Annotated in this window: 33 protein-coding genes; 32 read left to right on the plus strand and 1 reads right to left on the minus strand. The window is 63.2% G+C overall.

Going from position 1 to position 23,740, the window contains the following annotated elements; all coding sequences use genetic code 11:
* Positions 1-76 precede the first annotated feature (76 nt).
* Entirely contained in the window at positions 77-2,104 is a 2,028-nt protein-coding gene (locus tag RAD15_RS32990; RefSeq protein ID WP_458182668.1) for an ABC transporter ATP-binding protein, read from the plus strand.
* Here the strand turns inward: RAD15_RS32990 and RAD15_RS32995 are convergent.
* Positions 2,023-3,270 (minus strand): FAD-dependent oxidoreductase, encoded by a 1,248-nt coding sequence (locus tag RAD15_RS32995; RefSeq protein ID WP_458182669.1) that lies wholly within the window; start codon positions 3,268-3,270, stop codon positions 2,023-2,025. The genes RAD15_RS32990 and RAD15_RS32995 overlap by 82 nt on opposite strands.
* Positions 3,271-3,938: 668 nt before the next feature.
* Here RAD15_RS32995 and rpsL point away from each other — a divergent pair.
* From rpsL to RAD15_RS33150, 31 genes are all read left to right on the plus strand, one after another.
* A complete protein-coding gene (gene rpsL, locus RAD15_RS33000; RefSeq protein WP_007603006.1) occupies positions 3,939-4,310 on the plus strand; it encodes a 30S ribosomal protein S12 in 372 nt (123 codons plus the stop codon).
* 15 nt (positions 4,311-4,325) lie between these two features.
* Positions 4,326-4,796: a 30S ribosomal protein S7 gene (gene rpsG / locus RAD15_RS33005; RefSeq protein WP_028152987.1), complete on the plus strand. Its 471-nt coding sequence runs from the start codon at positions 4,326-4,328 to the stop codon at positions 4,794-4,796.
* Positions 4,797-4,826: 30 nt separating this feature from the next.
* Positions 4,827-6,899: an elongation factor G gene (fusA, locus tag RAD15_RS33010; protein ID WP_282521065.1), complete on the plus strand. Its 2,073-nt coding sequence runs from the start codon at positions 4,827-4,829 to the stop codon at positions 6,897-6,899.
* A 40-nt stretch (positions 6,900-6,939) separates the two neighbouring features.
* Positions 6,940-8,130, plus strand: coding sequence for an elongation factor Tu (gene tuf, locus RAD15_RS33015; protein ID WP_458182671.1), 1,191 nt, complete (start codon positions 6,940-6,942; stop codon positions 8,128-8,130).
* An 82-nt stretch (positions 8,131-8,212) separates the two neighbouring features.
* Positions 8,213-8,521 carry a 30S ribosomal protein S10 gene (gene rpsJ / locus RAD15_RS33020; protein ID WP_002712302.1) on the plus strand — a complete coding sequence of 103 codons (309 nt, stop codon included), beginning with the start codon at positions 8,213-8,215 and terminating at the stop codon, positions 8,519-8,521.
* Positions 8,522-8,573: 52 nt separating this feature from the next.
* Positions 8,574-9,287 carry a 50S ribosomal protein L3 gene (rplC, locus tag RAD15_RS33025; protein ID WP_458182673.1) on the plus strand — a complete coding sequence of 238 codons (714 nt, stop codon included), beginning with the start codon at positions 8,574-8,576 and terminating at the stop codon, positions 9,285-9,287.
* 1 nt (position 9,288) lies between these two features.
* A complete protein-coding gene (gene rplD, locus RAD15_RS33030; RefSeq protein WP_458182674.1) occupies positions 9,289-9,909 on the plus strand; it encodes a 50S ribosomal protein L4 in 621 nt (206 codons plus the stop codon).
* Positions 9,906-10,208 (plus strand): 50S ribosomal protein L23, encoded by a 303-nt coding sequence (locus RAD15_RS33035; protein WP_007603019.1) that lies wholly within the window; start codon positions 9,906-9,908, stop codon positions 10,206-10,208. Before rplD ends, RAD15_RS33035 begins: the two co-directional genes overlap by 4 nt.
* Before the next feature lie 12 nt (positions 10,209-10,220).
* Positions 10,221-11,054, plus strand: a complete 834-nt coding sequence (gene rplB / locus RAD15_RS33040; RefSeq protein WP_254143022.1) for a 50S ribosomal protein L2 — start codon at positions 10,221-10,223, stop codon at positions 11,052-11,054.
* 12 nt (positions 11,055-11,066) lie between these two features.
* Positions 11,067-11,345, plus strand: a complete 279-nt coding sequence (gene rpsS, locus RAD15_RS33045; protein WP_008136357.1) for a 30S ribosomal protein S19 — start codon at positions 11,067-11,069, stop codon at positions 11,343-11,345.
* Between the two features lie 10 nt (positions 11,346-11,355).
* On the plus strand, positions 11,356-11,742 hold the full coding sequence (rplV, locus tag RAD15_RS33050) for a 50S ribosomal protein L22 (protein ID WP_008136353.1): 387 nt from the start codon (positions 11,356-11,358) through the stop codon (positions 11,740-11,742).
* Positions 11,743-11,760: 18 nt separating this feature from the next.
* Positions 11,761-12,486, plus strand: a complete 726-nt coding sequence (gene rpsC, locus RAD15_RS33055; RefSeq protein ID WP_092294149.1) for a 30S ribosomal protein S3 — start codon at positions 11,761-11,763, stop codon at positions 12,484-12,486.
* Between the two features lie 30 nt (positions 12,487-12,516).
* Entirely contained in the window at positions 12,517-12,930 is a 414-nt protein-coding gene (gene rplP / locus RAD15_RS33060; RefSeq protein WP_008136349.1) for a 50S ribosomal protein L16, read from the plus strand.
* Positions 12,931-12,935: 5 nt separating this feature from the next.
* Positions 12,936-13,142, plus strand: a complete 207-nt coding sequence (gene rpmC / locus RAD15_RS33065) for a 50S ribosomal protein L29 (protein ID WP_011088144.1) — start codon at positions 12,936-12,938, stop codon at positions 13,140-13,142.
* 13 nt (positions 13,143-13,155) lie between these two features.
* The gene (gene rpsQ / locus RAD15_RS33070) at positions 13,156-13,404 is read left to right on the plus strand and encodes a 30S ribosomal protein S17 (RefSeq protein WP_007603028.1); all 249 of its coding nucleotides are present in this window, start codon (positions 13,156-13,158) and stop codon (positions 13,402-13,404) included.
* 84 nt (positions 13,405-13,488) lie between these two features.
* Positions 13,489-13,857 carry a 50S ribosomal protein L14 gene (gene rplN, locus RAD15_RS33075; RefSeq protein WP_007603030.1) on the plus strand — a complete coding sequence of 123 codons (369 nt, stop codon included), beginning with the start codon at positions 13,489-13,491 and terminating at the stop codon, positions 13,855-13,857.
* Positions 13,857-14,171 (plus strand): 50S ribosomal protein L24, encoded by a 315-nt coding sequence (rplX, locus tag RAD15_RS33080; protein ID WP_007603031.1) that lies wholly within the window; start codon positions 13,857-13,859, stop codon positions 14,169-14,171. The genes rplN and rplX overlap by 1 nt, the downstream gene beginning before the upstream one ends.
* The gene (gene rplE / locus RAD15_RS33085) at positions 14,164-14,721 is read left to right on the plus strand and encodes a 50S ribosomal protein L5 (protein ID WP_458182676.1); all 558 of its coding nucleotides are present in this window, start codon (positions 14,164-14,166) and stop codon (positions 14,719-14,721) included. Before rplX ends, rplE begins: the two co-directional genes overlap by 8 nt.
* Before the next feature lie 46 nt (positions 14,722-14,767).
* Positions 14,768-15,073 carry a 30S ribosomal protein S14 gene (gene rpsN / locus RAD15_RS33090; RefSeq protein WP_057745473.1) on the plus strand — a complete coding sequence of 102 codons (306 nt, stop codon included), beginning with the start codon at positions 14,768-14,770 and terminating at the stop codon, positions 15,071-15,073.
* Positions 15,074-15,087: 14 nt separating this feature from the next.
* Positions 15,088-15,486 carry a 30S ribosomal protein S8 gene (rpsH, locus tag RAD15_RS33095; protein WP_194402788.1) on the plus strand — a complete coding sequence of 133 codons (399 nt, stop codon included), beginning with the start codon at positions 15,088-15,090 and terminating at the stop codon, positions 15,484-15,486.
* 16 nt (positions 15,487-15,502) lie between these two features.
* Positions 15,503-16,036, plus strand: a complete 534-nt coding sequence (rplF, locus tag RAD15_RS33100; protein ID WP_200455581.1) for a 50S ribosomal protein L6 — start codon at positions 15,503-15,505, stop codon at positions 16,034-16,036.
* 11 nt (positions 16,037-16,047) lie between these two features.
* On the plus strand, positions 16,048-16,410 hold the full coding sequence (gene rplR, locus RAD15_RS33105; RefSeq protein WP_007603036.1) for a 50S ribosomal protein L18: 363 nt from the start codon (positions 16,048-16,050) through the stop codon (positions 16,408-16,410).
* A 44-nt stretch (positions 16,411-16,454) separates the two neighbouring features.
* Positions 16,455-17,051, plus strand: a complete 597-nt coding sequence (gene rpsE / locus RAD15_RS33110; RefSeq protein ID WP_018322271.1) for a 30S ribosomal protein S5 — start codon at positions 16,455-16,457, stop codon at positions 17,049-17,051.
* Positions 17,052-17,076: 25 nt separating this feature from the next.
* Positions 17,077-17,271, plus strand: a complete 195-nt coding sequence (rpmD, locus tag RAD15_RS33115) for a 50S ribosomal protein L30 (protein WP_011088137.1) — start codon at positions 17,077-17,079, stop codon at positions 17,269-17,271.
* Between the two features lie 75 nt (positions 17,272-17,346).
* Positions 17,347-17,832, plus strand: coding sequence for a 50S ribosomal protein L15 (rplO, locus tag RAD15_RS33120; RefSeq protein WP_458182680.1), 486 nt, complete (start codon positions 17,347-17,349; stop codon positions 17,830-17,832).
* 150 nt (positions 17,833-17,982) lie between these two features.
* Positions 17,983-19,314 carry a preprotein translocase subunit SecY gene (gene secY / locus RAD15_RS33125; protein WP_458182682.1) on the plus strand — a complete coding sequence of 444 codons (1,332 nt, stop codon included), beginning with the start codon at positions 17,983-17,985 and terminating at the stop codon, positions 19,312-19,314.
* Positions 19,311-20,522, plus strand: coding sequence for a preprotein translocase subunit SecY (locus RAD15_RS33130; RefSeq protein ID WP_458182684.1), 1,212 nt, complete (start codon positions 19,311-19,313; stop codon positions 20,520-20,522). The genes secY and RAD15_RS33130 overlap by 4 nt, the downstream gene beginning before the upstream one ends.
* Entirely contained in the window at positions 20,519-21,409 is an 891-nt protein-coding gene (locus RAD15_RS33135) for an adenylate kinase (RefSeq protein ID WP_458182686.1), read from the plus strand. The genes RAD15_RS33130 and RAD15_RS33135 overlap by 4 nt, the downstream gene beginning before the upstream one ends.
* 187 nt (positions 21,410-21,596) lie before the next feature.
* Positions 21,597-21,965 carry a 30S ribosomal protein S13 gene (rpsM, locus tag RAD15_RS33140; RefSeq protein WP_458182688.1) on the plus strand — a complete coding sequence of 123 codons (369 nt, stop codon included), beginning with the start codon at positions 21,597-21,599 and terminating at the stop codon, positions 21,963-21,965.
* Between the two features lie 123 nt (positions 21,966-22,088).
* Entirely contained in the window at positions 22,089-22,478 is a 390-nt protein-coding gene (rpsK, locus tag RAD15_RS33145) for a 30S ribosomal protein S11 (protein WP_007603045.1), read from the plus strand.
* A 114-nt stretch (positions 22,479-22,592) separates the two neighbouring features.
* Positions 22,593-23,624 (plus strand): DNA-directed RNA polymerase subunit alpha, encoded by a 1,032-nt coding sequence (locus tag RAD15_RS33150; protein WP_458182690.1) that lies wholly within the window; start codon positions 22,593-22,595, stop codon positions 23,622-23,624.
* The last annotated feature ends 116 nt before the right edge of the window (positions 23,625-23,740 follow it).

Consider the following 23,740-nt stretch of genomic DNA (forward strand, 5'->3'; position numbering starts at 1 on the left):
GAATCGGCGCAATAGCGGCTAGCGCTATTTCCTGCTTTCTCTGCGGTCATGCCGGCCGTCAGCATCGGTTGGTTTCATGGCATCCAAGCCTCTCACGCCCGACAAACAGAAGCTCGCCGCCGAAGAGGCGGCCGAGCTCGACGACAAGCTCGCCTCGGCCGCCAAGCCGGATATCGAAGACGACCAGGACGACGAAGAGGAAGACGACGAGCTGGAGCTCGATGACGACGATGAGGACGAGGACCTCGTCGTCTTTACCGCGCGCGAAGCGGCCGGCGCGCTCGCGACCATCCTGGGGTTCGTCAAACCCTTCCTGGCGAACTACAAGCGGATGCTGTCATTCGTGGCGTTCGGCGTCTGCGTCGAGACGCTGTTCAACGTCATCATGCCGCTCAGCCTGAAGTTCCTGATCGACGACGCGCTCGGCGAGGAGGACTTCCAGGCGCTGTACAAGATCCTCGGCGTGCTCGCGGTCGCCGGCATCACCACCTCGATCATCGCGGTCTGGTACGAGCGCTGGGACGCACGGCTCGCCGCCTGCATCATCTCCGACGTCCGCAAGCGCCTGTTCGAGCACGTCCAGGATCTGCCGGCGGCCTATTTCGGCCGCACCAGGCGCGGCGAGATCCTGTCGCGCTTCTCGGTCGACCTGTCGGCCTTCGAAGGCTCGGTCAAGACCTTCGCCAACAGCGCCGCGCTGCCGTTCCTGGAATTGATCGCCGGCATCATCCTGATGGTGTTCCTGAACTGGCAGCTGGCGGCGGTCGCGCTGCTGGTGTTTCCGATCACGCTGATCGGCCCGCGCATCCTCACCCCGAAGGCCGTGCAGGCCAATTACGAGCAGAAGCAGAACGAAAGCGCGCTGCTCGGCATGGTGCAGGAGAACGTGGCGGCGCAGGCCGTGATCAAGGCGTTCAGCCTGCAACGCAAGATGTTCGGCTTCTTCACCTTCCGCAACGACGAGACGCGCCGCAAGATCGCCTCGGCCGCGTTCCTGTCGACCATGGTGGAACGCACGGTCACCATCTCGGTGCTGCTGCTGCACCTGGTCGTGCTCGCGATCGGCGCGTATCTCGCGACCAAGGGCCAGATCACCATCGGCACCTTCGTCACCTTCGAGAGCGCGTTCTGGGAGGTCTCCTACAACATCGCGCATGTGATGCATTTCATCCCGGTGTCGATCTCCGCGGCCGCCGCGATCCGCCACATGCAGGAGCTGCTCGACGAGCCGACGCGCGGCGCCGATCGTCCCGGCGCGCCCGATTTGCCGCGCGTCACCCACGACATCACCTTCGACCGCGTGACGTTCCAGTACGAAGGCAGCCAGACGCCGGTATTGGACAATCTCAGCCTCAAGCTCGACGTCGGCAAGCGAATCGCCATCGTCGGCCCCTCAGGCTCCGGCAAGAGCACGCTGCTCAATCTGATCTTGCGGCTCTACGTGCCCGACGAAGGGCGCGTCACCATCGACGGCGTCGACGTCCGCAAGGTGACGCTGGATTCGCTGCGGCGAAGCATGGCCGTGGTGTTCCAGGAGAACATGCTCTTCAACATGTCGATCCGCGAGAACATCCGGCTCGGCAAGGAGGGCGCGACCGACGAGGAGGTGGAGGAGGCCGCCAGGAAGGCCGAGATCCACCGCTACATCATGAGCCTGCCGCAGCGCTACGATACGCCGGTCGGCGAGCGCGGCGATACGCTGTCGGGAGGCCAGCGCCAGCGCATAGCGATCGCGCGCGCGATCATCCGCAATCCGTCGGTGCTGCTGCTGGACGAGGCCACCTCGGCGCTGGATCAGACCACGGAAGCCGCGATCAACCGCACGCTGCTCAAGGTCGCCAAGGGCCGCACCATGATCTGGTCGACCCACCGCCTGACCTCGGTGGTCGAGATGGACGAGATCATCGTGATTTCAGGGGGCAGGGCGATCGAGCGCGGCTCGCATGCCGAACTGCTCGCCAAGAACGGCACTTATCGCAAGCTGTGGAACGATCAGACCCATCAGCCGCATGGCGCGGCGGCTCAGGCCGAGGACGACAGCGACGATGACGAGGATGACGACGACCTCGAGGATGATGAGGACGAGGACGACGAGGAGGAGTGACCGAGGAAGTTCGGCTCCAGATCGAGGGCTCCTCCAAGCGGCCGCAATAGCCCCTGAACCGACCATGCGATGAAGCGCGCCCAGCGATGCGCCGTCCAGTAGGGGCTGGTGCCGATCGAGACCGACCGGAAGTCGAACGCCTTCGCCGCCGACCATTCGTCGCAAGCCTGTTTGACCGGATCGGCGTAGAAGGCGGCGATCTTGTCCGCATCCATCCCGTCGGAGGCGAGCCATCGCGGGATGTAGACATTGCAGAGCCGCTCGACGTCCGTGAAGACCTTGTCGCAGCCGGTGCCGCCGACGGGGCAGGAGGTCGAGAAGGCATCGCCCACCAGCACGAGGCCGGGCTGGCCGCTTGCATCGTTCACATAGAGATCGATCGGGCGGATCTTCATCTCGCCCGGAATCTCGAATGGGCCGGTAATGCGCTTGAGCCCGGGCAGGGCGGCGTTCAGCGTCTCGGCCGGCGCGCGGCGCAGCTCGCGCAGCCAGGGATCGTCGAAGCCGCGATAGACGAACAGATTCGCCCGCATCCGCGTGCCGATCGGAAATAGCGTGATGTAGGGGATGCGGTCGCTCGGCCGCTCCGAGAAATAGGTGAGCGCCGGGAAGTCGAACGAATTCGGTCCCGCCGGCACGACGTCGAAACCGACCGAGATCGAATGGCAGGCGCTGATGATTCTTCGCGCGATGCCGAGCTGGTGCCGCAGGCCGACATTGAGGCCGTTGGCGAGCACGACCAGGCGAGCCGAGATCGTCTCGTCATTGGAGAGCACGACCTTCTGCCGCTCCGGGCTCGTCTCGACCGCGATGGCTTTGGCGCAGATTCGCTCGACGTTGTCGGAGATTTCGTCGCGAACGGCGTTGACCAGGGAATCGTAGAGGATGTTGAACTGCCGGCTCGGCGCCTTGTCGAGCAGGTGGCCGAAGCGGGCGATCCAGTTCTCGCCGGCGAAGGTCGCCCGGCGCAGCACCGATTCTCCGATTCCCGTCTTCAGGAATCGCTCGACTTGAACTTCACCGCTGATTTTTTCGACCCGAAAGTCCGCCGGATAGCTCTCATGCGGATCGATCAGGGCGGCCGAAATCCCGGCGCGGCCGAGCATTGCGGCGGCGGTCGAGCCGGAAAGTCCCCCGCCGATAATGGCAATGTCGGTGTACCGCATGGCGCAAATCTCTGCTGAAGGTGGCAGATTGACGCATCAACAGGAAAAAAAGCCTTAGCAGGAGTTATAAAAGTATATTTCGCCCGGGTATAAATTGCGCTGGGGTAGCGGGGAGCCGCCTTCGTTCCCATATCGGGGAGGCGCGACAAGTGCGGCCAGGAAGCGATTTCGACAGGCGCCAGAAGCGCTTTGTGACTGTCGTTTCGCCTTGACTTGACCGATTCTCACTTATAGAAAGCGCCTCACTTAACGACAGGCGGTGAGCATCGCCAGCGTCGGAACGGGCTACCCGTTTGATCCCTTGGGATCGCCAGGACGGGCACCAACCTCGACGAATGCCGCTCAAACGCTGTCGATCATAGCTAGGCAATGCCAGTGCGACTTTAGGTCTCTTGAGCCCGTTCTCTTGAGGTCGAAATCGGATGCATGACCTCAGTGCGCGGGCCGCGGCTTTAAGCTGACCGGCCTTGATACTGCGGTCCTCTGTGGCGTCGAAGCGCTTTCCGCTCGTTGATGGAGCGGTTGGCGCGATTTCGCTTTGTGCGGATTGTTCCGCAAAGGCGGCCTCGTCGGGCGGGTAGCTCGAAAGAATTTGCAGTCCCGGCAACGGGCTGCGGCAAGACAGCGGATCCGGAAGGGTCTGCGACAGAACAAAGGGTAAGGCCAGGATGCCGACGATCAACCAGCTGATCGCTCAACCGCGTGAAGTGCAGAAGTCGCGCAAGAAGGTGCCGGCGCTGCAGCAGTCGCCGCAGAAGCGTGGTGTTTGCACCCGCGTCTACACCACGACCCCGAAGAAGCCGAACTCGGCGCTTCGTAAGGTCGCCAAGGTGCGCCTGACCAACGGCTTCGAGGTGATCGGCTACATCCCCGGCGAGGGCCATAACCTCCAGGAGCACTCGGTGGTCATGATCCGCGGCGGTCGCGTCAAGGACTTGCCCGGCGTGCGCTACCACATCCTCCGCGGCGTTCTGGATACCCAGGGCGTCAAGAACCGTAAGCAGCGTCGTTCGAAGTACGGCGCGAAGCGTCCGAAGTAAGCGGGAACCAGCTCAATGTCTCGTCGCCACTCAGCGGAAAAGCGCGAAGTCCTTCCCGATCCGAAGTTCGGGAACATCATCGTCACGAAGTTCATGAACTCGGTGATGTACGCCGGCAAGAAGTCGGTCGCGGAAGGCATCGTCTATGGTGCGTTCGGTATCATCGAAGCCAAGACCAAGCAGAGCCCGCTCGGCGTGTTCGAGCAGGCCCTTGAGAACGTCATGCCGACGATCGAAGTGCGCTCCCGCCGCGTCGGTGGCGCGACCTACCAGGTTCCTGTCGAAGTTCGTTCGACCCGCCGTCAGGCTCTGGGCATTCGCTGGCTGATCTCGGCCGCGCGCGAGCGCAACGAGAAGACGATGACCGAGCGGCTCTCGGCTGAGCTGCTGGACGCCTCGAACAACCGCGGCAACGCCGTCAAGAAGCGTGAAGATGTGCACCGGATGGCGGAAGCCAACCGCGCCTTCTCGCACTATCGCTGGTAACGGCGACACACGGAATCCAAGGAACATCCCATGCCTCGCGTTCATGCCATAGAGAACTACCGCAATTTCGGTATCATGGCGCATATCGATGCCGGCAAGACCACAACGACCGAGCGCATCCTCTATTACACCGGCAAGAGCCACAAGATCGGCGAAGTGCACGAAGGTGCCGCGACGATGGACTGGATGGAGCAGGAGCAGGAGCGTGGCATCACGATCACCTCGGCTGCGACCACCGCCTTCTGGGCCGGCAAGCGCCTGAACATCATCGACACCCCCGGCCACGTCGACTTCACCATTGAAGTCGAGCGTTCGCTGCGCGTGCTCGACGGCGCCGTCTGCGTGCTCGACTCCAACCAGGGCGTCGAGCCCCAGACCGAGACCGTCTGGCGCCAGGGTGACAAGTACAAGGTTCCGCGCATCGTCTTCGCCAACAAGATGGACAAGACCGGTGCCGACTTCTTCAAGTGCCTGGCCGACATCGTCGACCGCCTCGGCGCCAAGCCGATCGCGATCCAGCTTCCGATTGGTGCCGAGAACAACTTCAAGGGTCTCGTCGACCTCGTGAAGATGCAGGGCATCATCTGGAACGATGAGTCGCTCGGCGCGAAGTTCGATTACGTCGACATCCCTGAAGACATGGTCGAGCAGGCCAAGGAATACCGCGAGAAGATGGTGGAAGCCGCCGTCGAGCTCGATGACGATGCATTGGCTGCTTTCCTCGACGGCAAGGAGCCGGACGAAGAGACGCTGAAGCGGTTGATCCGCAAGGCGGTGCTGACCGGTGCGTTCTATCCCGTGCTGTGCGGCTCGGCCTTCAAGAACAAGGGCGTGCAGCCGCTGCTCGACGCCGTAGTCGACTATCTGCCGTCGCCGATCGACGTGCCCGCGATCAAGGGCACCGACGACCGCGGCAACGAGGTCGTGCGCAAGGCGGACGACAAGGAGCCGCTCGCGCTGCTCGCGTTCAAGATCATGGACGACCCGTTCGTCGGCACCATCACCTTCTGCCGCATCTACTCCGGCGTCCTGCAGAGCGGCACCGGCGTCGTGAACTCGACGCGCGAGAAGAAGGAGCGCATCGGGCGCATGCTGCTGATGCATGCGAACAACCGCGAGGACATCAAGGAAGCCTATGCCGGCGACATCGTCGCGCTGGCCGGCCTGAAGGAAGCGCGCACCGGTGACACGCTGTGCGATCCCGACAAGCAGGTGATCCTGGAGAAGATGGAATTTCCCGAGCCGGTCATCGAGATCGCGATCGAGCCGAAGTCCAAGGCCGACCAGGAAAAGCTGGGCGTGGCGCTGGCCAAGCTCGCCGCGGAGGATCCGTCCTTCCGCGTGTCGACCGACCAGGAGTCCGGCCAGACCATCCTCAAGGGCATGGGCGAACTCCATCTCGACATCAAGGTCGACATCCTCAAGCGTACCTACAAGGTCGACGCCAACATCGGCGCGCCCCAGGTTGCGTTCCGTGAGCGCGTCACCAAGAAGGCCGAGGTCAAGTACACCCACAAGAAGCAGACCGGCGGTACCGGTCAGTTCGCGGAAGTGTCGATCGTTGTCGAGCCGAACGAGCCCGGCAAGGGCTATGAGTTCGAGTCCAAGATCGTCGGCGGTGCGGTTCCGAAGGAATACATCCCCGGCGTCGAAAAGGGCCTCAACAGCGTGATGAGCTCCGGCGTGGTCGCGGGCTTCCCCGTGGTCGACGTCAAGGTTCAGCTCGTCGACGGCAAGTATCACGACGTCGACTCGTCGGCGCTCGCCTTCGAAATCGCATCGCGCGCGGCGTTCCGCGAAGCTTTGCAGAAGGGCAAGTCCGTCCTGCTCGAGCCGATCATGAAGGTCGAAGTGGTGACCCCGGAAGACTACACCGGTTCGGTCATCGGCGACCTGAATTCCCGGCGCGGTCAGATCCAGGGGCAGGACATGCGCGGCAACGCCAACGTCATCAACGCGATGGTGCCGCTCATGAACATGTTCGGTTACGTGAATAACCTGCGCTCGATGAGCCAGGGTCGCGCAACCTTCACCATGCAGTTCGACCACTACGCAGAAGCGCCGGCCAACGTGTCGGCAGAAGTCCAGAAGAAGTTTGCCTGATTGTCGTCGGTCACGAACTGACGATTGAACGGAGAGTCAAATGGCCAAAGCTAAGTTTGAACGTAACAAGCCGCACTGCAACATCGGCACCATCGGTCACGTCGACCATGGCAAGACGTCGCTGACCGCGGCGATCACCAAGGTTCTCGCCGAAGCCGGCGGTGCGACGTTCACCGCGTACGACCAGATCGACAAGGCGCCGGAAGAGAAGGCGCGCGGCATCACGATCTCGACCGCGCACGTCGAGTACGAGACGCCGAACCGCCACTACGCCCACGTCGACTGCCCCGGCCACGCCGACTACGTGAAGAACATGATCACCGGCGCCGCCCAGATGGACGGCGCGATCCTGGTCGTGTCGGCTGCTGACGGCCCGATGCCGCAGACCCGCGAGCACATCCTGCTCGCCCGCCAGGTCGGCGTGCCCGCGCTCGTCGTGTTCCTCAACAAGTGCGACATGGTCGACGATCCGGAACTGCTCGAACTCGTCGAGCTCGAGGTCCGCGAGCTGCTCTCGAAGTACGACTTCCCGGGCGACAAGATCCCGATCATCAAGGGCTCGGCGCTCGCCGCTCTCGAAGATTCCGACAAGAAGCTCGGCCACGACGCCATCCTCGAGCTGATGAAGAACGTCGACAGCTACATCCCGCAGCCGGAGCGTCCGATCGACCAGCCGTTCCTGATGCCGGTTGAAGACGTGTTCTCGATCTCGGGCCGCGGCACCGTCGTGACCGGCCGTGTCGAGCGCGGCATCGTCAAGGTCGGCGAGGAAATCGAGATCGTCGGTCTCCGTGCTACCCAGAAGACCACCGTCACCGGCGTCGAAATGTTCCGCAAGCTGCTCGATCAGGGCCAGGCCGGCGACAACATCGGTGCGCTGCTCCGCGGCACCAAGCGCGAAGACGTCGAGCGTGGCCAGGTGCTGTGCAAGCCGGGTTCGGTCAAGCCGCACACCAAGTTCAAGGCTGAGGCTTACATCCTCACCAAGGAAGAGGGCGGTCGCCACACCCCGTTCTTCACCAACTACCGTCCGCAGTTCTACTTCCGCACCACCGACGTGACCGGTGTCGTGCACCTGCCGGAAGGCACCGAGATGGTGATGCCGGGCGACAACATCGCGATGGAAGTGCACCTGATCGTGCCGATCGCGATGGAAGAGAAGCTCCGCTTCGCGATCCGCGAAGGCGGCCGCACCGTCGGCGCCGGCGTCGTCGCCTCGATCATCGAGTAATTACGAGAATAGGGATCGGCGAGTAGCGAATGGTGACATTCGCTATTCGCTATTCGCCACCCACTGAAGAGAGACCACGGCAATGAACGGCCAAAACATTCGTATCCGTCTCAAGGCGTTCGACCATCGTATCCTCGATACGTCGACCCGCGAGATCGTGAACACGGCGAAGCGCACCGGCGCGCAGGTCCGCGGACCCATTCCGCTGCCCACCCGCATCGAGAAGTTCACCGTCAACCGTTCGCCCCACGTCGACAAGAAGAGCCGCGAGCAGTTCGAGATGCGCACCCACAAGCGCCTGCTCGACATCGTCGATCCGACCCCGCAGACCGTCGATGCTTTGATGAAGCTCGACCTGGCCGCCGGTGTCGACGTCGAGATCAAGCTCTAAGATTTTTGGATCCCGTTCGCGCAAGCGGACAGAAAGAACAGGAAGCAAGCCGATGCGCTCCGGAGTGATCGCACAAAAGGTCGGGATGACGCGGGTCTTTACGGAGGCCGGCGAACATATCCCCGTGACCGTGCTGAAGCTCGGCAATTGCCAGGTCGTAGGCCACCGTACCGAAGAGAAGAACGGTTACGTTGCGCTCCAGCTCGGTTCTGGCAGCCGCAAGACCGTTTACATGCCCAAGGCGGAGCGCGGCCAGTTCGCGGTCGCCAAGGTCGAGCCGAAGCGCCAGGTCGAGGAATTCCGCGTCACCGCGGATGCCATGATCCCGGTCGGCGCCGAGATCCTTGCCGATCACTTCGTCGTCGGCCAGTTCGTCGACGTCACCGGCACCTCGGTCGGTAAGGGCTTCGCCGGCGGTATGAAGCGCTGGAACTTCGGCGGTCTGCGCGCCACCCACGGCGTCTCGGTCTCGCACCGTTCGATCGGTTCGACCGGTGGCCGTCAGGACCCCGGCAAGACCTGGAAGAACAAGAAGATGCCCGGTCACATGGGTGTCGACCGCATCACCACGCTCAACCTCCGCGTCGTCCAGCTCGATGTCGAGCGCGGCCTGATCCTGGTCGAAGGCGCCGTCCCCGGCTCCAAGGGCGGCTGGATCCGCGTGCGCGACGCCGTCAAGAAGCCGCTGCCGAAGGAAGCTCCGAAGCCCGGCAAGTTCAAGGTTGCTGGCGACGCGGAAGCCGCCCCGGCTGCGCAGGAGGCGTGAGATGGAACTGAAGGTCACCACTCTCGAAGGTAAGGATGCCGGCTCGGTCCAGCTTTCCGACACCATTTTCGGCCTCGAGCCGCGCCAGGACATTATTGCACGTTGCGTGCAGTGGCAGCTCAACAAGCGCCAGGCCGGTACGCACAAGGCCAAGGGCCGCGCCGAGATCTGGCGCACTGGCAAGAAGATGTACAAGCAGAAGGGCACTGGCGGTGCTCGTCACGGCTCGGCCCGCGTGCCGCAGTTCCGTGGCGGTGGTCGTGCCTTTGGTCCGGTGGTGCGTTCGCACGCCACCGACCTGCCGAAGAAGGTCCGCGCGCTTGCTCTCAAGCATGCGCTCTCGGCCAAGGCCAAGGACGGCGATCTCGTCGTGATCGAGAAGGCCGCGCTGGAAGCTGCCAAGACCAAGGCTCTGCTCGGTCACTTCTCGGGTCTCGGGCTCACCAACGCGCTGATCATCGACGGTGCCGAGCTCAACAACGGCTTCGCCGCTGCGGCTCGCAACATCCCGAACATGGACGTGCTGCCGATCCAGGGCATCAACGTCTATGACATCCTGCGCCGTCAGAAGCTCGTTCTGACCAAGGCCGCCATCGATGCGCTGGAGGCGCGCTTCAAATGACGAAGAACATCGAGCCTCGCCACTACGACGTGATCCTGTCGCCGGTCGTGACCGAAAAGGCCACGATTGCCTCGGAGCACAACAAGGTCCTGTTCAAGGTGGCCGCCAAGGCGACCAAGCCGCAGATCAAGGAAGCGATCGAGAAGCTCTTCGACGTCAAGGTCAAGAGCGTCAACACGCTGGTCCGCAAGGGCAAGACCAAGATCTTCCGCGGCAATCTCGGCTCGCAGTCGAACAGCAAGCGCGCGATCGTGACCCTCGAAGAGGGCCACCGGATCGACGTCACCACCGGTCTGTAAGGTCGTACGACGATGGCACTGAAGAAATTCAATCCCACGACGCCGGGCCAGCGCCAGCTGGTCATGGTCGATCGTTCGGCCCTCTACAAGGGCAAGCCGGTCAAGGCGCTCACCGAGGGCAAGCACTCCTCGGGCGGCCGCAACAACACCGGTCGCATTACCGTGCGCTTCCGTGGCGGTGGTCACAAGAAGACGCTGCGCACCGTGGATTTCAAGCGCGAGAAGATCGACGTCCCCGCGACCGTCGAGCGGCTCGAGTACGATCCGAACCGCACCGGCTTCATCGCGCTGATCAAGTATCAGGACGGCGAGCAGGCCTACATCCTGGCGCCGCAGCGCCTGGCCGTGGGTGACACCATCATCGCCGGCAACTACGTCGACGTGAAGCCGGGCAACGTCATGCCGCTCGGCAACATGCCGGTCGGCACGATCATCCACAACATCGAGGTCAAGATCGGGAAGGGCGGCCAGCTCGCTCGTTCGGCCGGCACCTATGCCCAGCTCGTCGGTCGCGACCAGGACTACGTGATCATCCGCCTGAACTCGGGCGAGCAGCGCCTGGTGCACGGCCGTTGCCGCGGCACGATCGGTGCGGTGTCGAACCCTGACCACATGAACACCTCGATCGGCAAGGCCGGCCGCAACCGCTGGCTGGGCCGCAAGCCGCATAACCGCGGCGTTTCGATGAACCCGATCGACCATCCGCACGGCGGTGGTGAAGGTCGTACCTCGGGCGGTCGCCACCCGGTCACTCCGTGGGGCAAGCCGACCAAGGGCAAGAAGACCCGCACCAACAAGTCGACCAACAAATTCATTCTCCTAAGCCGCCACAAGCGGAAGAAGTAAGGAACGCCGGACATGGTTCGTTCAGTCTGGAAAGGCCCGTTCGTCGAGGGTTCTCTGCTCAAGAAGGCAGATGCCGCGCGCGCGTCCGGCCGTCACGACGTCATCAAGATCTGGAGCCGTCGCTCGACGATCCTGCCGCAGTTCGTCGGCCTGACCTTCGGCGTCTACAACGGTCAGAAGCACGTGCCGGTGGCCGTCAACGAGGAAATGGTCGGTCACAAGTTCGGCGAGTTCTCGCCGACCCGGACCTTCCATGGCCACTCCGGCGACAAGAAAGCCAAGAAGGCTTGAGGATTAAACGATGAGCAAACCTAAGCGCGAACGGAGCCTCGCCGAGAACGAGGCCAAGGCGGTCGCCCGGATGCTGCGGGTGAGCCCGCAGAAGCTCAACCTGGTCGCCCAGCTCATTCGCGGCCGGAAGGCAGCTGCTGCGCTCGCCGACCTGCAGTTTTCGCGCAAGCGGATCGCGGTTGACGTGAAGAAGTGCCTGGAATCGGCTATTGCCAACGCCGAGAACAACCACGACCTCGACGTCGACGATCTCGTCGTGGCGCAGGCCTTCGTGGGCAACGGCCTCGTGATGAAGCGCTTTGCCGCCCGCGGCCGCGGCCGCTCGGGCCGTGTCTACAAACCATTTTCGCAGCTGACGATCATCGTTCGTCAGGTCGAAGCCGAAGCAGCGGCTTAAGGGACGCAGGAGAACACGATGGGTCAAAAGATCAATCCGATCGGTCTGCGTCTCGGCATCAACCGGACCTGGGATTCCCGCTGGTTCGCCGGCAAGCAGGAATACGGCAAGCTGCTGCACGAGGACGTCAAGATCCGTGAGATCCTGCACAAGGAGCTCAAGCAGGCGGCCGTCGCCCGCATCGTGATCGAGCGTCCGCACAAGAAGTGCCGCGTCACCATCCACTCGGCCCGTCCGGGCGTGGTGATCGGCAAGAAGGGCGCCGACATCGACAAGCTTCGCAAGAAGGTCGCGGACATCACCTCGTCCGACGTCGTCATCAACATCGTCGAAATCCGCAAGCCGGAGCTCGATGCGACGCTGGTGGCCGAGTCGATCGCGCAGCAGCTGGAGCGCCGCGTGGCGTTCCGCCGCGCCATGAAGCGCGCCGTTCAGTCGGCGATGCGTCTCGGCGCGGAAGGCATCCGCATCAACTGCTCGGGTCGTCTGGGCGGTGCGGAAATCGCGCGCATGGAGTGGTACCGCGAAGGTCGCGTGCCGCTGCACACGCTGCGCGCGGACATCGATTACGGCGTTGCGACCGCGTTCACGACCTTCGGCACCTGCGGCGTCAAGGTCTGGATCTTCAAGGGCGAGATCCTCGAGCACGATCCGATGGCCCAGGACAAGAGAATGGCCGAAGGCGAGACGGGTGGTAGCAGCGATCGTGGTGGTCGTCAGCGCCGCGACACGGCTGCAGCCTGATCCAGCACGGGAATTTGAGGGCTTAAAGCCATGATGCAACCTAAGAAAACGAAGTTCCGGAAGGCGCATAAGGGCCGCATCCACGGCGTTGCGTCTTCGGGCGCGACGTTGGCGTTCGGCCAGTTCGGCCTGAAGGCGACCGAGCCTGAGCGCGTCACCGCGCGCCAGATCGAAGCCGCTCGCCGCGCGCTGACCCGCCACATGAAGCGCGCCGGCCGCGTCTGGATCCGCGTGTTCCCCGACGTTCCGGTGTCGAAGAAGCCGGCCGAAGTCCGCATGGGCTCCGGCAAGGGTTCGCCGGAACTGTGGGTGGCGCGCGTCAAGCCGGGCCGGGTGCTGTTCGAGATCGACGGCGTCAACACCCAGACGGCGCGTGAGGCGCTGACCCTGGCGGCCGCCAAGCTGCCGATCAAGACGCGCTTCGTCGAGCGCATTGCGGAGTAATGGCCATGGCCCAGATGAAGATCGAAGACATCCGCGCGATGAGCCCCGACCAGCAGGATGACGCCATCCTGAACCTGAAGAAGGAGCGCTTCAACCTGCGCTTCCAGCGCGCCACCGGGCAGCTCGAGAACACCTCGCGCCTGCGCGAGGCCCGCCGTGACATCGCCCGGATCAAGACCGTCGCCGCGCAGACGCGCGCGAAGAAGAAGTAAGAGGCTTACGAAGATGCCGAAACGTACTTTGCAGGGCGTGGTCGTCAGCGACAAGCAGGCCAAGACCATCGTGGTGCGCGTTGACCGCCGCTTCACGCACCCGATCTACAAGAAGACGATCCGCCGTTCGAAGAACTACCACGCGCACGACGAGAGCAACGAGTTCAAGCCGGGCGACATGGTGTGGATCGAGGAATCGAAGCCGATTTCGAAGTTGAAGCGCTGGGTCGTGATCCGGGGCGAACACAAGAAAAGCGCCTGATCTGTTGGCTTTAGCCGACTGACTTCAGGGAAATGTTGAGCGCCGGCTGGGCTGGCGCAAAGAGAAAGAGGACGAGGTGCATCAATGATTCAGATGCAGACCAACCTCGACGTGGCCGATAATTCTGGCGCACGCCGTGTCATGTGTATCAAGGTGCTCGGGGGCTCCAAGCGCCGCTACGCCACGATCGGCGACATCATCGTCGTCTCGATCAAGGAAGCAATTCCGCGTGGCAAGGTGAAGAAGGGCGACGTGATGAAGGCCGTCGTGGTGCGCGTCCGCAAGGACATCCGCCGCGCCGACGGTTCGGTCATCCGCTTCGACCGCAACGCCGCCGTTCTGATCAACAACCAGTCCGAGCCGGTCGGCACCCGCATCTTCGGGCCCGTGCCGCGCGAGCTGCGTGCGAAGAACCACATGAAGATCATCTCGCTCGCGCCGGAGGTGCTGTGATGGCTGCGAAGATCCGCAAGGGCGACAAGGTCGTCGTGCTGACCGGCCGCGACAAGGGCCGCACCGGCGAAGTGTTCGAAGTGCGCCCCGATGCCGGCACCGCGCTCGTGCGTGGCATCAACATGGTCAAGCGTCACCAGAAGCAGACGCAGGCCCAGGAAGGCGGCATCATCTCGAAGGAGTCGCCGATCCAACTGTCCAACATCGCGTATGTCGGCAAGGACGGAAAGCCGACCCGCGTCGGATTCAAGATTCTGGCGGACGGCAAGAAGGTCCGCATCGCCAAGAGCTCGGGAGCTGAGATCGATGGCTGAGGCCGCTTACACGCCGCGCCTGCGCGCGGAATACGACGCGAAGATCCGCACGGCCATGACCGAGAAGTTCGGTTATGAGAACGTGATGCAGGTTCCGCGCCTGGACAAGGTCGTGCTGAACATGGGCGTTGGCGATTCCGTCAACGACCGCAAGAAGGCCGAGACCGCCGCTGCCGAGCTGACCCAGATCTCCGGCCAGAAGGCGATCGTGACCTACTCGCGTATCGCGATCGCGACCTTCAAGCTGCGTGAGAATCAGCCGATCGGCTGCAAGGTCACGCTGCGCAAGGCCCGCATGTACGAGTTCATCGATCGCCTGGTGACGGTCGCGCTGCCGCGCGTCCGCGACTTCCGCGGCCTGAACCCGAAGAGCTTCGACGGCCGCGGCAACTACTCGCTCGGCATCAAGGAGCACATCATTTTCCCCGAGATCGACTTCGACAAGGTCACGGAAGCCCGCGGTATGGACATCACCGTCTGCACCACGGCCAAGACCGACGAAGAGGCGAGGGCCTTGTTGACCGCTTTCAATTTCCCGTTCCGGCAGTGAGACGCTGACCTAAAGCCTCTCAAACGCGGATACCCAGGAGCCAAGCATGGCAAAGAAGAGTTCAGTCGAGAAGAACAACCGGCGCAAGCGGATGGTGAAGAATGCCGCCCCGAAGCGCGAGCGGTTGAAGGCGATCATCGCCGACAAGACGCTGCCGATGGAAGAGCGGTTCGCCGCGACCCTGAAGCTGGCGGAAATGCCGCGCAACTCGTCGGCGACCCGCATTCGCCTGCGTTGCGAGCTGTCGGGCCGTCCGCGCTCGAACTACCGCAAGAACAAGCTGTCCCGTATCGCGCTGCGCGACCTTGGCTCCAAGGGCATGGTCCCGGGCCTCGTGAAGTCCAGCTGGTAAGGAGGGTCGTTTAGATGTCTACGCACGATCCAATCAGCGATCTGATCACCCGTATCCGCAACGCGCAGATGCGCGCCAAGACCAAGGTCTCCACGCCTGGTTCGAAGATGCGCGAGAACGTGCTCGAGGTTCTCAAGACCGAGGGCTACATCCGCGGCTACGCCACGCTCGAGCACTCCTCGGGCCGCAGCGAGATCGAGATCGAGCTGAAGTATTTCGACGGCGAGCCCGTCATCCGCGAGATCGAACGTGTCTCGAAGCCCGGGCGCCGCGTTTACGCCTCGGTGAAGAACCTGCCGCGGGTGAACAACGGACTCGGCATTTCGGTGTTGTCGACGCCGAAGGGGATCATGGCCGACCACAGCGCGCGCGACGCGAATGTGGGCGGTGAAGTCCTCTTCACGGTGTTCTGAGAAGGATTTTTGATCCATGTCACGTGTTGGCAAAAGGCCTGTGGCGGTTCCGTCGGGTGTGACCGCGACCGTCGATGGGCAGACCGTCAAGATGAAGGGCCCGAAGGGCCAGCTTCAGTTCGTCGTCCATGACGACGTCGAGGTGAAGCTCGAGAACGGCCAGGTGAAGGTGAACCCGCGGGTCGAGACCAATCGCGCGCGGGCGCTGTACGGCACCGCTCGCGCCCAGGTCGCGAATCTGGTCGAAGGCGTCACCAAGGGCTTCGAGAAGAAGCTCGAGATCACCGGCGTCGGTTACCGCGCCGCGATGCAGGGCAAGAACCTGCAGCTCGCGCTGGGTTACAGCCACGACGTCGTTTATGCGATCCCGGAAGGGATCACGATCACGGTGCCGAAGCCGACCGAGATCACGGTGACCGGCAGCGACATCCAGCGCGTCGGCCAGGTTGCGGCCGAGATCCGCGCCTATCGCCCGCCGGAGCCCTACAAGGGCAAGGGCGTGAAGTATGTTGGCGAATTCATCTTCCGCAAGGAAGGCAAGAAGAAGTAACGGAGCCGGTCATGTCGAAAGCCAAGGTTACGAATGCCCGGCGCAAGCGGAGTGTGCGGCTGAAGCTGCGCCGCTCCGGTGGTGGTCGTCCGCGTCTGTCGGTGTTCCGCTCGTCCAAGCACATCTACGCCCAGGTCATCGACGACCTGAAGGGCGAGACGCTGGCCTCTGCCTCGTCGCTCGAGAAGTCGATGCGCGACGGCGGCAAGACCGGCGCCGACATCGATGCGGCGAAGGCGGTCGGCAAGCTGCTGGCCGAGCGCGCCGCCGAGAAGGGCGTCAAGGAAGTCGTGTTCGATCGCGGCAGCTACCTCTACCACGGGCGCGTCAAGGCTCTTGCCGACGCAGCGCGTGAGAGCGGGCTGAGCTTCTAACAGAATTTGAGGATTGAGGCGCAAGCCTCTGAAGGATTGGAAAAATGGCAGAACGCGAACAACGTGGTGGACGCGATCAACGCGGCGGCGGCGGACGTGAACGCAGGGAGCGCGAGGAGCGCGACAGCGAGTTCGTCGACAAGCTCGTCCACATCAACCGCGTGGCCAAGGTCGTCAAGGGCGGCAAGCGCTTCGGTTTCGCAGCGCTGGTCGTGATCGGCGACCAGAAGGGCCGCGCCGGCTTCGGTCACGGCAAGGCGCGCGAAGTGCCTGAGGCCATCCGCAAGGCAACCGAGTCCGCCAAGCGCAATTTGACCCGCGTGTCGCTGCGCGAGGGCCGTACGCTGCATCACGACATCGCCGGCCGTCATGGCGCGGGCCGTGTCTACCTGCGTGCAGCTCCGGCCGGTACCGGCATCATCGCCGGCGGCCCGATGCGCGCCGTGTTCGAGACGCTCGGCGTCCAGGACGTGGTTGCGAAGTCGATCGGCTCGTCGAACCCGTACAACATGGTGCGCGCGACCTTCGATGCGCTGAAGCACCAGGATTCGCCGCGTTCGGTCGCAGCCCGCCGCAACATCAAGGTGTCCACCCTCCAGTCCCGTCGTATCGGCGGCGATGCCGAGGCGGCTGCCGACTAACGGAAGCTTTTCGGAGTAGACTCCCATGGCCAAGGCCGCAAAGACGATCAAGCTCGAGCAGACCGGCAGCGCGATCCGCCGCCATCACTCGCAGCGCTCGACGCTGATCGGGCTCAAGCTCAACAAGATCGGCCGCACCAGCGAACTGCCGGATACCCCGGCGGTCCGCGGCATGATCGAGAAGGTTCACCATCTCGTCCGCATCGTCGACGAGAAGTAAGCAAAGGCGCATGATCCCGAAGAGCGGGCACCGGTTTTCGGCGAAGATCGTGCGCAAGACACAAGGAGAAGGGCGATGAAGCTCAGCGATATCGCCGACAACGCCGGCTCGCGCAAGAAGCGTATGCGCGTCGGCCGCGGCATTGGTTCGGGCAAGGGCAAGCAGTCCGGCCGCGGCGGCAAGGGCCAGACCGCGCGTTCGGGCGTGCGCATCAAGGGTTTCGAAGGCGGCCAGATGCCGATGCATCGCCGTCTGCCCAAGCGCGGCTTCAACAACATCTTCCGCGTCGAGCTCGCCGAGATCAATCTCGACCGGCTCCAGGAAGCCGTCGATGCCAAGAAGGTCGACGCCGGCAGCGTCGTGAACGTCGAGGCCCTGGTGAAGGCCGGCGTGCTGCGCCGCGCCAAGGGCGGTCTGCGGCTGCTCGGCCGCGGCGAGCTCAAGTCCAAGCTCAACATCGAAGTGCACGGCGCCACCAAGACCGCGATTGCAGCGGTCGAGAAGGCCGGCGGCTCGGTGAAGATTCTCGCCCCTGCCAAGGAAGAAGGCGAGGCGGCGTAACAACTGCGTCATTGGCCCGCGGCTCGCGGGCCTTTACGCATGCGGGACGTGGACTTATCGAAGCCGAGCCCCAGATAATGTCCGGCGTCCGCTAGATAGTAGCCCGGCCGCGGGCATGACGGCGCAACAGGCGGCGGGAGAAAGTCCAAGATGGCCTCAGCAGCGGAACAACTGGCAGCCAATCTCAATTTCGGTGCGTTTGCCAAGGCTGACGAACTGAAGAAGCGCATCTGGTTCACCCTGGGTGCGCTGCTCGTTTATCGGCTGGGGACCTACATCCCGCTCCCCGGCATCGATCCCAACATCTGGGAGCAGGTGTTCCGCTCCCAGGCGGGCGGCATCCTCGGCATGTTCAACATGTTCGCCGGCGGCGGCATCCACCGCATGGCGATCTTCGCGCTGAACATCATGCCGTATATCTCGGCCTCGATCATCATCCAGCTCCTCACCACCGTCTCGCCGCAGCTCGAGGCGCTGAAGAAGGAGGGCGAGTCGGGCCGCAAGCTGCTGAACCAGTACACCCGTTACCTCACCGTGATCCTGGCCGCATTCCAGTCCTACGGCATCGCGGTGGGCCTCGAGGGCGCCGGCAACGTCGTCAGCGACCCCGGCATGTTCTTCCGCCTGTCCACGGCGATCACGCTGACCGGCGGCACCATGTTCCTGATGTGGCTGGGCGAGCAGATCACCTCGCGCGGCATCGGTAACGGCATCTCGTTGATCATTCTCTCCGGCATCGTCGCCGAGCTGCCCGCAGCGCTCGCCAACATGCTCGAGCTCGGCCGTCAGGGCGCTATGTCGACCGGCCTGATCCTGGTCGTCATCATCATGGCAGTCGCCGTGATCGCCTTCATCGTGTTCATGGAGCGTGCGCAGCGCCGGCTGCTGATCCAGTATCCGAAGCGCCAGGTCGGCAACAAGATGTTCGAGGGCCAGTCCTCGCATCTGCCGCTCAAGCTCAATACCTCGGGCGTGATCCCGCCGATCTTCGCGTCCTCGCTGCTGCTGCTGCCGACGACGGTTGCGAACTTCAATGCGGGCAGCGGGCCGGAATGGTTCCAGTGGATCACCACCCAGCTCGGCCACGGCCGTCCGCTGTTCCTGATCATGTATCTCGCGTTGATCGTGTTCTTCGCGTTCTTCTACACCGCCATCGTGTTCAACCCGACCGAGACCGCGGACAATCTGAAGAAGCACGGCGGCTTCATCCCGGGCATCCGTCCGGGCGAGCGCACCGCGGAATATATCGACTACGTGCTGTCGCGCATCACCGTGCTCGGCGCGATTTATCTGGCGATCGTCTGCTTGATCCCGGAAATCCTGATCTCCTACGCCTCGGTGCCATTCTACTTCGGCGGTACCTCGCTGCTGATCGTGGTCAGCGTCACCATGGATACGGTGGCGCAGGTGCAGGGCTATCTGCTGGCGCACCAGTATGAAGGTCTGATCCGGAAGTCGAAGCTGCGCGGCCGCCGTAGATGAGCAGGGAGCTCGCGCGCCGAATCGCTTTCACGATTGGCGCGCTGCTCCTCTTCAGGCTCGGCACGCAGGTCCCATTCGCTGGGATGGGCGTGCAGAGCCTGTCTTTTTCGGCCCATCATGTGGTCCGGCTTTCGATCTTCGCGCTCGGCATCCTTCCCTATCTGAGCGCTGCGATCGTCATTCGGCTTCTCTCGCTGGTATGGCAGCGCTTGAGTTCGCTCGAGAGGTCAGGCGAGCGTGGCCGGCGCAGGATCTCCGCCTGCACGCTGATCCTGACCCTGGCATTTGCCACCTTCCAGGCCTACGGCTACGCCTCCACCATCCAGACAATTCCGGCGCTGGTTTCCGATCCTGACCAGTGGTCCGTGCTCGCAGCGACGGCCTCGATCGCGGGCGGCGTGTTCGTCCTGATCTGGCTCAGCGAACTGATGACGCGCCACGGTATCGGCAATGGTCTGGCATTGCTGCTCAGCGTCGATTTTCTGGTTCACATCCCGCGCGACATTGCCGGCGTCGCAAGCCTTCTGGACAGCGGCCAGATCTCCGGCAATCTCGTACTGTTTCATGCCGTCTTCTGGATCGCGGTCGTCGCCCTGATCGTCTTCGTCGAGGGCGCGCGGCGCAATGTTCGTGTCGAGTTCGCCGAACGCAAAGTCGGAGATCGCCTGCTGCCCGCGCGATCGGCGGTTCTCCCGATCAAGATCAACAGCGCCGGCTTTCTGGTGCCGACCACCGTGGCGCCCTGGATCTGGTTTCTGCCGCTCGCGGGCCTGACCTTCATCTTCGGTGCCGATACGCCGTGGGTGGCCGCCGCCTACCGCGAACTTCAGTTTGGCACGCTCGCCCACATGATCCTCGGATCGGTTGCGGTCTTCGTACTCGCCTTCATCTACACCGCTTATGTCGTTGATCCCGAGCACGCGGCCAAATCCCTGGCTGCGCGTAACGGTATAATTCCAGGTGTGGCGGCAGGCGAGGCGACTGCGGACTATCTCGACCGCGTCGTATCATTGACGACGGTCGCCGGAGCCGTCTACCTGATGGCATTGCAGTTGATTCCGGAGGTCTTCGAGCTTTACGGGATCGGGCTGCCTTATAGTATGATCGTCAATGGTGGCGGGGCGCTGGTTGTGGTCTGCACCGCTCTTGATATCAAAACACAGGTGCGCGACGTATCGCTCACCAATCCGGGGGGCGTACGCCGATGAGAATTATACTTCTGGGACCGCCGGGGTCGGGCAAGGGGACCCAGGCGCAGCTGCTGGTGCAGCGCTATGGCATCGTCCAGCTCTCGACCGGCGAGATGCTGCGCGCGGCCGTGGCGGCGGGAACGCCGGTCGGGCTCAAGGCCAAGGAGATCATGGCCAGCGGTGGTCTCGTACCCGACGAGGTCGTGGTCGGAATCATCTCCGACCGGATCGACCAGCCGGACGCCAAGAACGGTTTCATCCTCGACGGTTTCCCGCGCACGGTGCCGCAGGCCGAGGCACTGGACGAACTGCTCAAGCACAAGCACCTCAAGCTCGACGCAGTGATCGAGCTCCGCGTCAACGAGAGCGCGCTGCTGAGTCGCGTCGAGACCCGCGTCGCCCAGATGCGGGAGCGGGGCGAGGAGGTTCGGCTCGATGACACCCCGGAGGTCCTGGCCAAGCGACTCGGCAGCTACCGCAGCCAGACGGAACCGCTGATTCACTACTATTCCGAGCGGCGGAAGCTCTCGACCATTGACGGCATGATGGCCATCGACGAGGTCACCCGCGCCATCCATCGCCAGCTGCTGGCGCTCGGGGCGGTCGAGCCCAAGACCCATGCCCGCAGCGCGGCCAAGGCGGCACCGGCCAAAAAGGCCAAGGCAGCCAAGAAGAGGGCCAAAAAGCCGGCGAAAGCAGCCAAAAAGCCCGCCAAAGCGGCCAAAACCGCCAAAAAGGCGGCCAAAAAAGCCGTGAAGGGCGCCAAGAAGGCCACCAAGAAAACCGCCAAGAAAACCGCCAAGAAAGCGGCCAAAAAGGCAGCCAAAACGACCGCCAAGAAGGCCGTCAAAAAGGGTGCCAAAAAGACCGCAAAAAAGGTCACGAAAAAGCGAGCTAAGCGCTAGCGGCGGTTGACGAAAGCCCCCTGAATCCCTTAATAAGCCCCGCATCCAAGTCGGATAGTTTCAAACGATGCCGGGCCCCAGGAAGACCAGGGGTGGGCGTCGTGTTCGCGTTTGTGAACACCTGCCCGAGAAACCAAGCACTTAAAGACCGATTCCTGACGAGGGATCGGCAACAGGAGAGAAGGCCGTGGCCCGTATTGCCGGCGTGAACATTCCGACCAACAAGCGCGTGCTGATCGCGCTCCAGTACATCCATGGCATCGGCGAGAAGATTGCCGGTGAAATCATGGTGAAGGTGAAGATCCCCGAGGATCGTCGCGTCAATCAGCTCAGCGACGCCGAAGTGCTCCAGATCCGCGAAGTGATCGACCGCGACTATCTCGTCGAGGGCGATCTGCGTCGCGAGGTCGGCATCAACATCAAGCGTCTGATGGACCTCGGCTGCTATCGCGGCCTGCGTCATCGTCGCGGTCTGCCGGTGCGCGGCCAGCGTACCCACACCAATGCGCGCACGCGCAAGGGCCCGGCCAAGGCCATCGCCGGCAAGAAGAAGTAAGTTTTCGAATCCAATCGCGGCGTGTGGCGAAGAGGGGATCACCCGTTCGCCACGCGCTTTTCGTTCCACAGGTGTAGCCGCTGGCATTACGGCGGCGTTTGAGATCTCCAGGAAAGGTACTCAATGGGCAAGGAAGCCACCCGCGTTCGTCGTCGTGAGCGCAAGAACATCGCCTCCGGCGTCGCGCACGTGAACTCGTCGTTCAACAACACGACCATCACCATCACCGACGCGCAGGGCAACACGATTGCCTGGTCTTCCGCCGGCACGATGGGCTTCAAGGGCTCGCGCAAGTCGACCCCGTACGCCGCGCAGGTTGCCGCCGAAGACGTGTCGAAGAAGGCGCAGGAGCACGGCATGCGCACGCTGGAAGTCGAAGTCGCCGGTCCCGGTTCGGGCCGTGAGTCGGCGCTCCGTGCGCTCCAGGCCGCTGGCTTCACCGTCACCTCGATCCGCGACGTGACCACGATCCCGCACAACGGTTGCCGTCCCCGCAAGCGTCGGCGCGTTTGATATCTACGAGTTGCGGGCGCATCGGCGCCCGCAATGACTTTGCAAGAAGCCGCGGGAATGATCTGCGGCCTTTCTCCAACGCCAGTATTTGAACTATCAAATTGACTGGCCTGTATGGGTGAAACAGTGACGATCCAGAAAAATTGGCAAGAACTGATTCGGCCGAACAAGCTCCAGGTGCAACCCGGCAGCGATCCCTCGCGTTTCGCGACCATCGTTGCCGAGCCGCTCGAGCGTGGTTTCGGCCAGACGCTGGGCAACGCGCTGCGCCGCATCCTGCTCTCCTCGCTCCAGGGCGCGGCGGTGCAGTCGGTGCACATCGACGGCGTGCTGCACGAGTTCTCCTCGATCGCGGGCGTCCGTGAGGACGTCACCGACATCGTGCTCAACATCAAGGACATCTCGATCAAGATGCAGGGCGAAGGCCCCAAGCGCATGGTCGTGAAGAAGCAGGGCCCGGGTGTCGTCACTGCCGGTGACATCCAGACCGTCGGCGATGTCGTCGTGCTCAACCCGGACCTCCAGATCTGCACCCTCGACGAGGGCGCCGAGATCCGCATGGAGTTCACGGTCGCCACCGGCAAGGGCTATGTGCCCGCCGAGCGTAACCGTCCCGAGGACGCGCCGATCGGTCTGATCCCGGTCGACAGCCTGTACTCGCCGGTCCGCAAGGTCTCCTACAAGGTCGAGAACACCCGCGAGGGTCAGATCCTCGACTACGACAAGCTGACCATGACGATCGAAACCAACGGCGCGCTGACGCCGGATGATTCGGTGGCTTACGCCGCGCGCATCCTGCAGGATCAGCTCAACGTGTTCGTCAACTTCGAAGAGCCGCGCAAGGAAGTCGCCCAGGAGATCATCCCGGACCTCGCCTTCAACCCGGCCTTCCTCAAGAAGGTGGACGAGCTCGAACTGTCGGTGCGTTCGGCCAACTGCCTGAAGAACGACAACATCGTCTACATCGGCGACCTCGTGCAGAAGAGCGAAGCGGAAATGCTCCGCACTCCGAACTTCGGCCGCAAGTCGCTGAACGAGATCAAGGAAGTGCTGGCCCAGATGGGTCTGCATCTCGGCATGGAAGTGCCGGGCTGGCCGCCGGAGAATATCGACGAGCTCGCCAAGCGCTTCGAGGATCATTACTGATCCACTTCATCGTCGCGGCCGGAGACATCCGGCCGCGATTTTTATGGGCGAACGCAGGAAGCCCACCTGAGCAACTGATCCGACGAACCGTCGCGGCAGTTCATATCCAAGGAATA

The sequence above is a fragment of the Bradyrhizobium sp. 14AA genome, assembly GCF_054185205.1.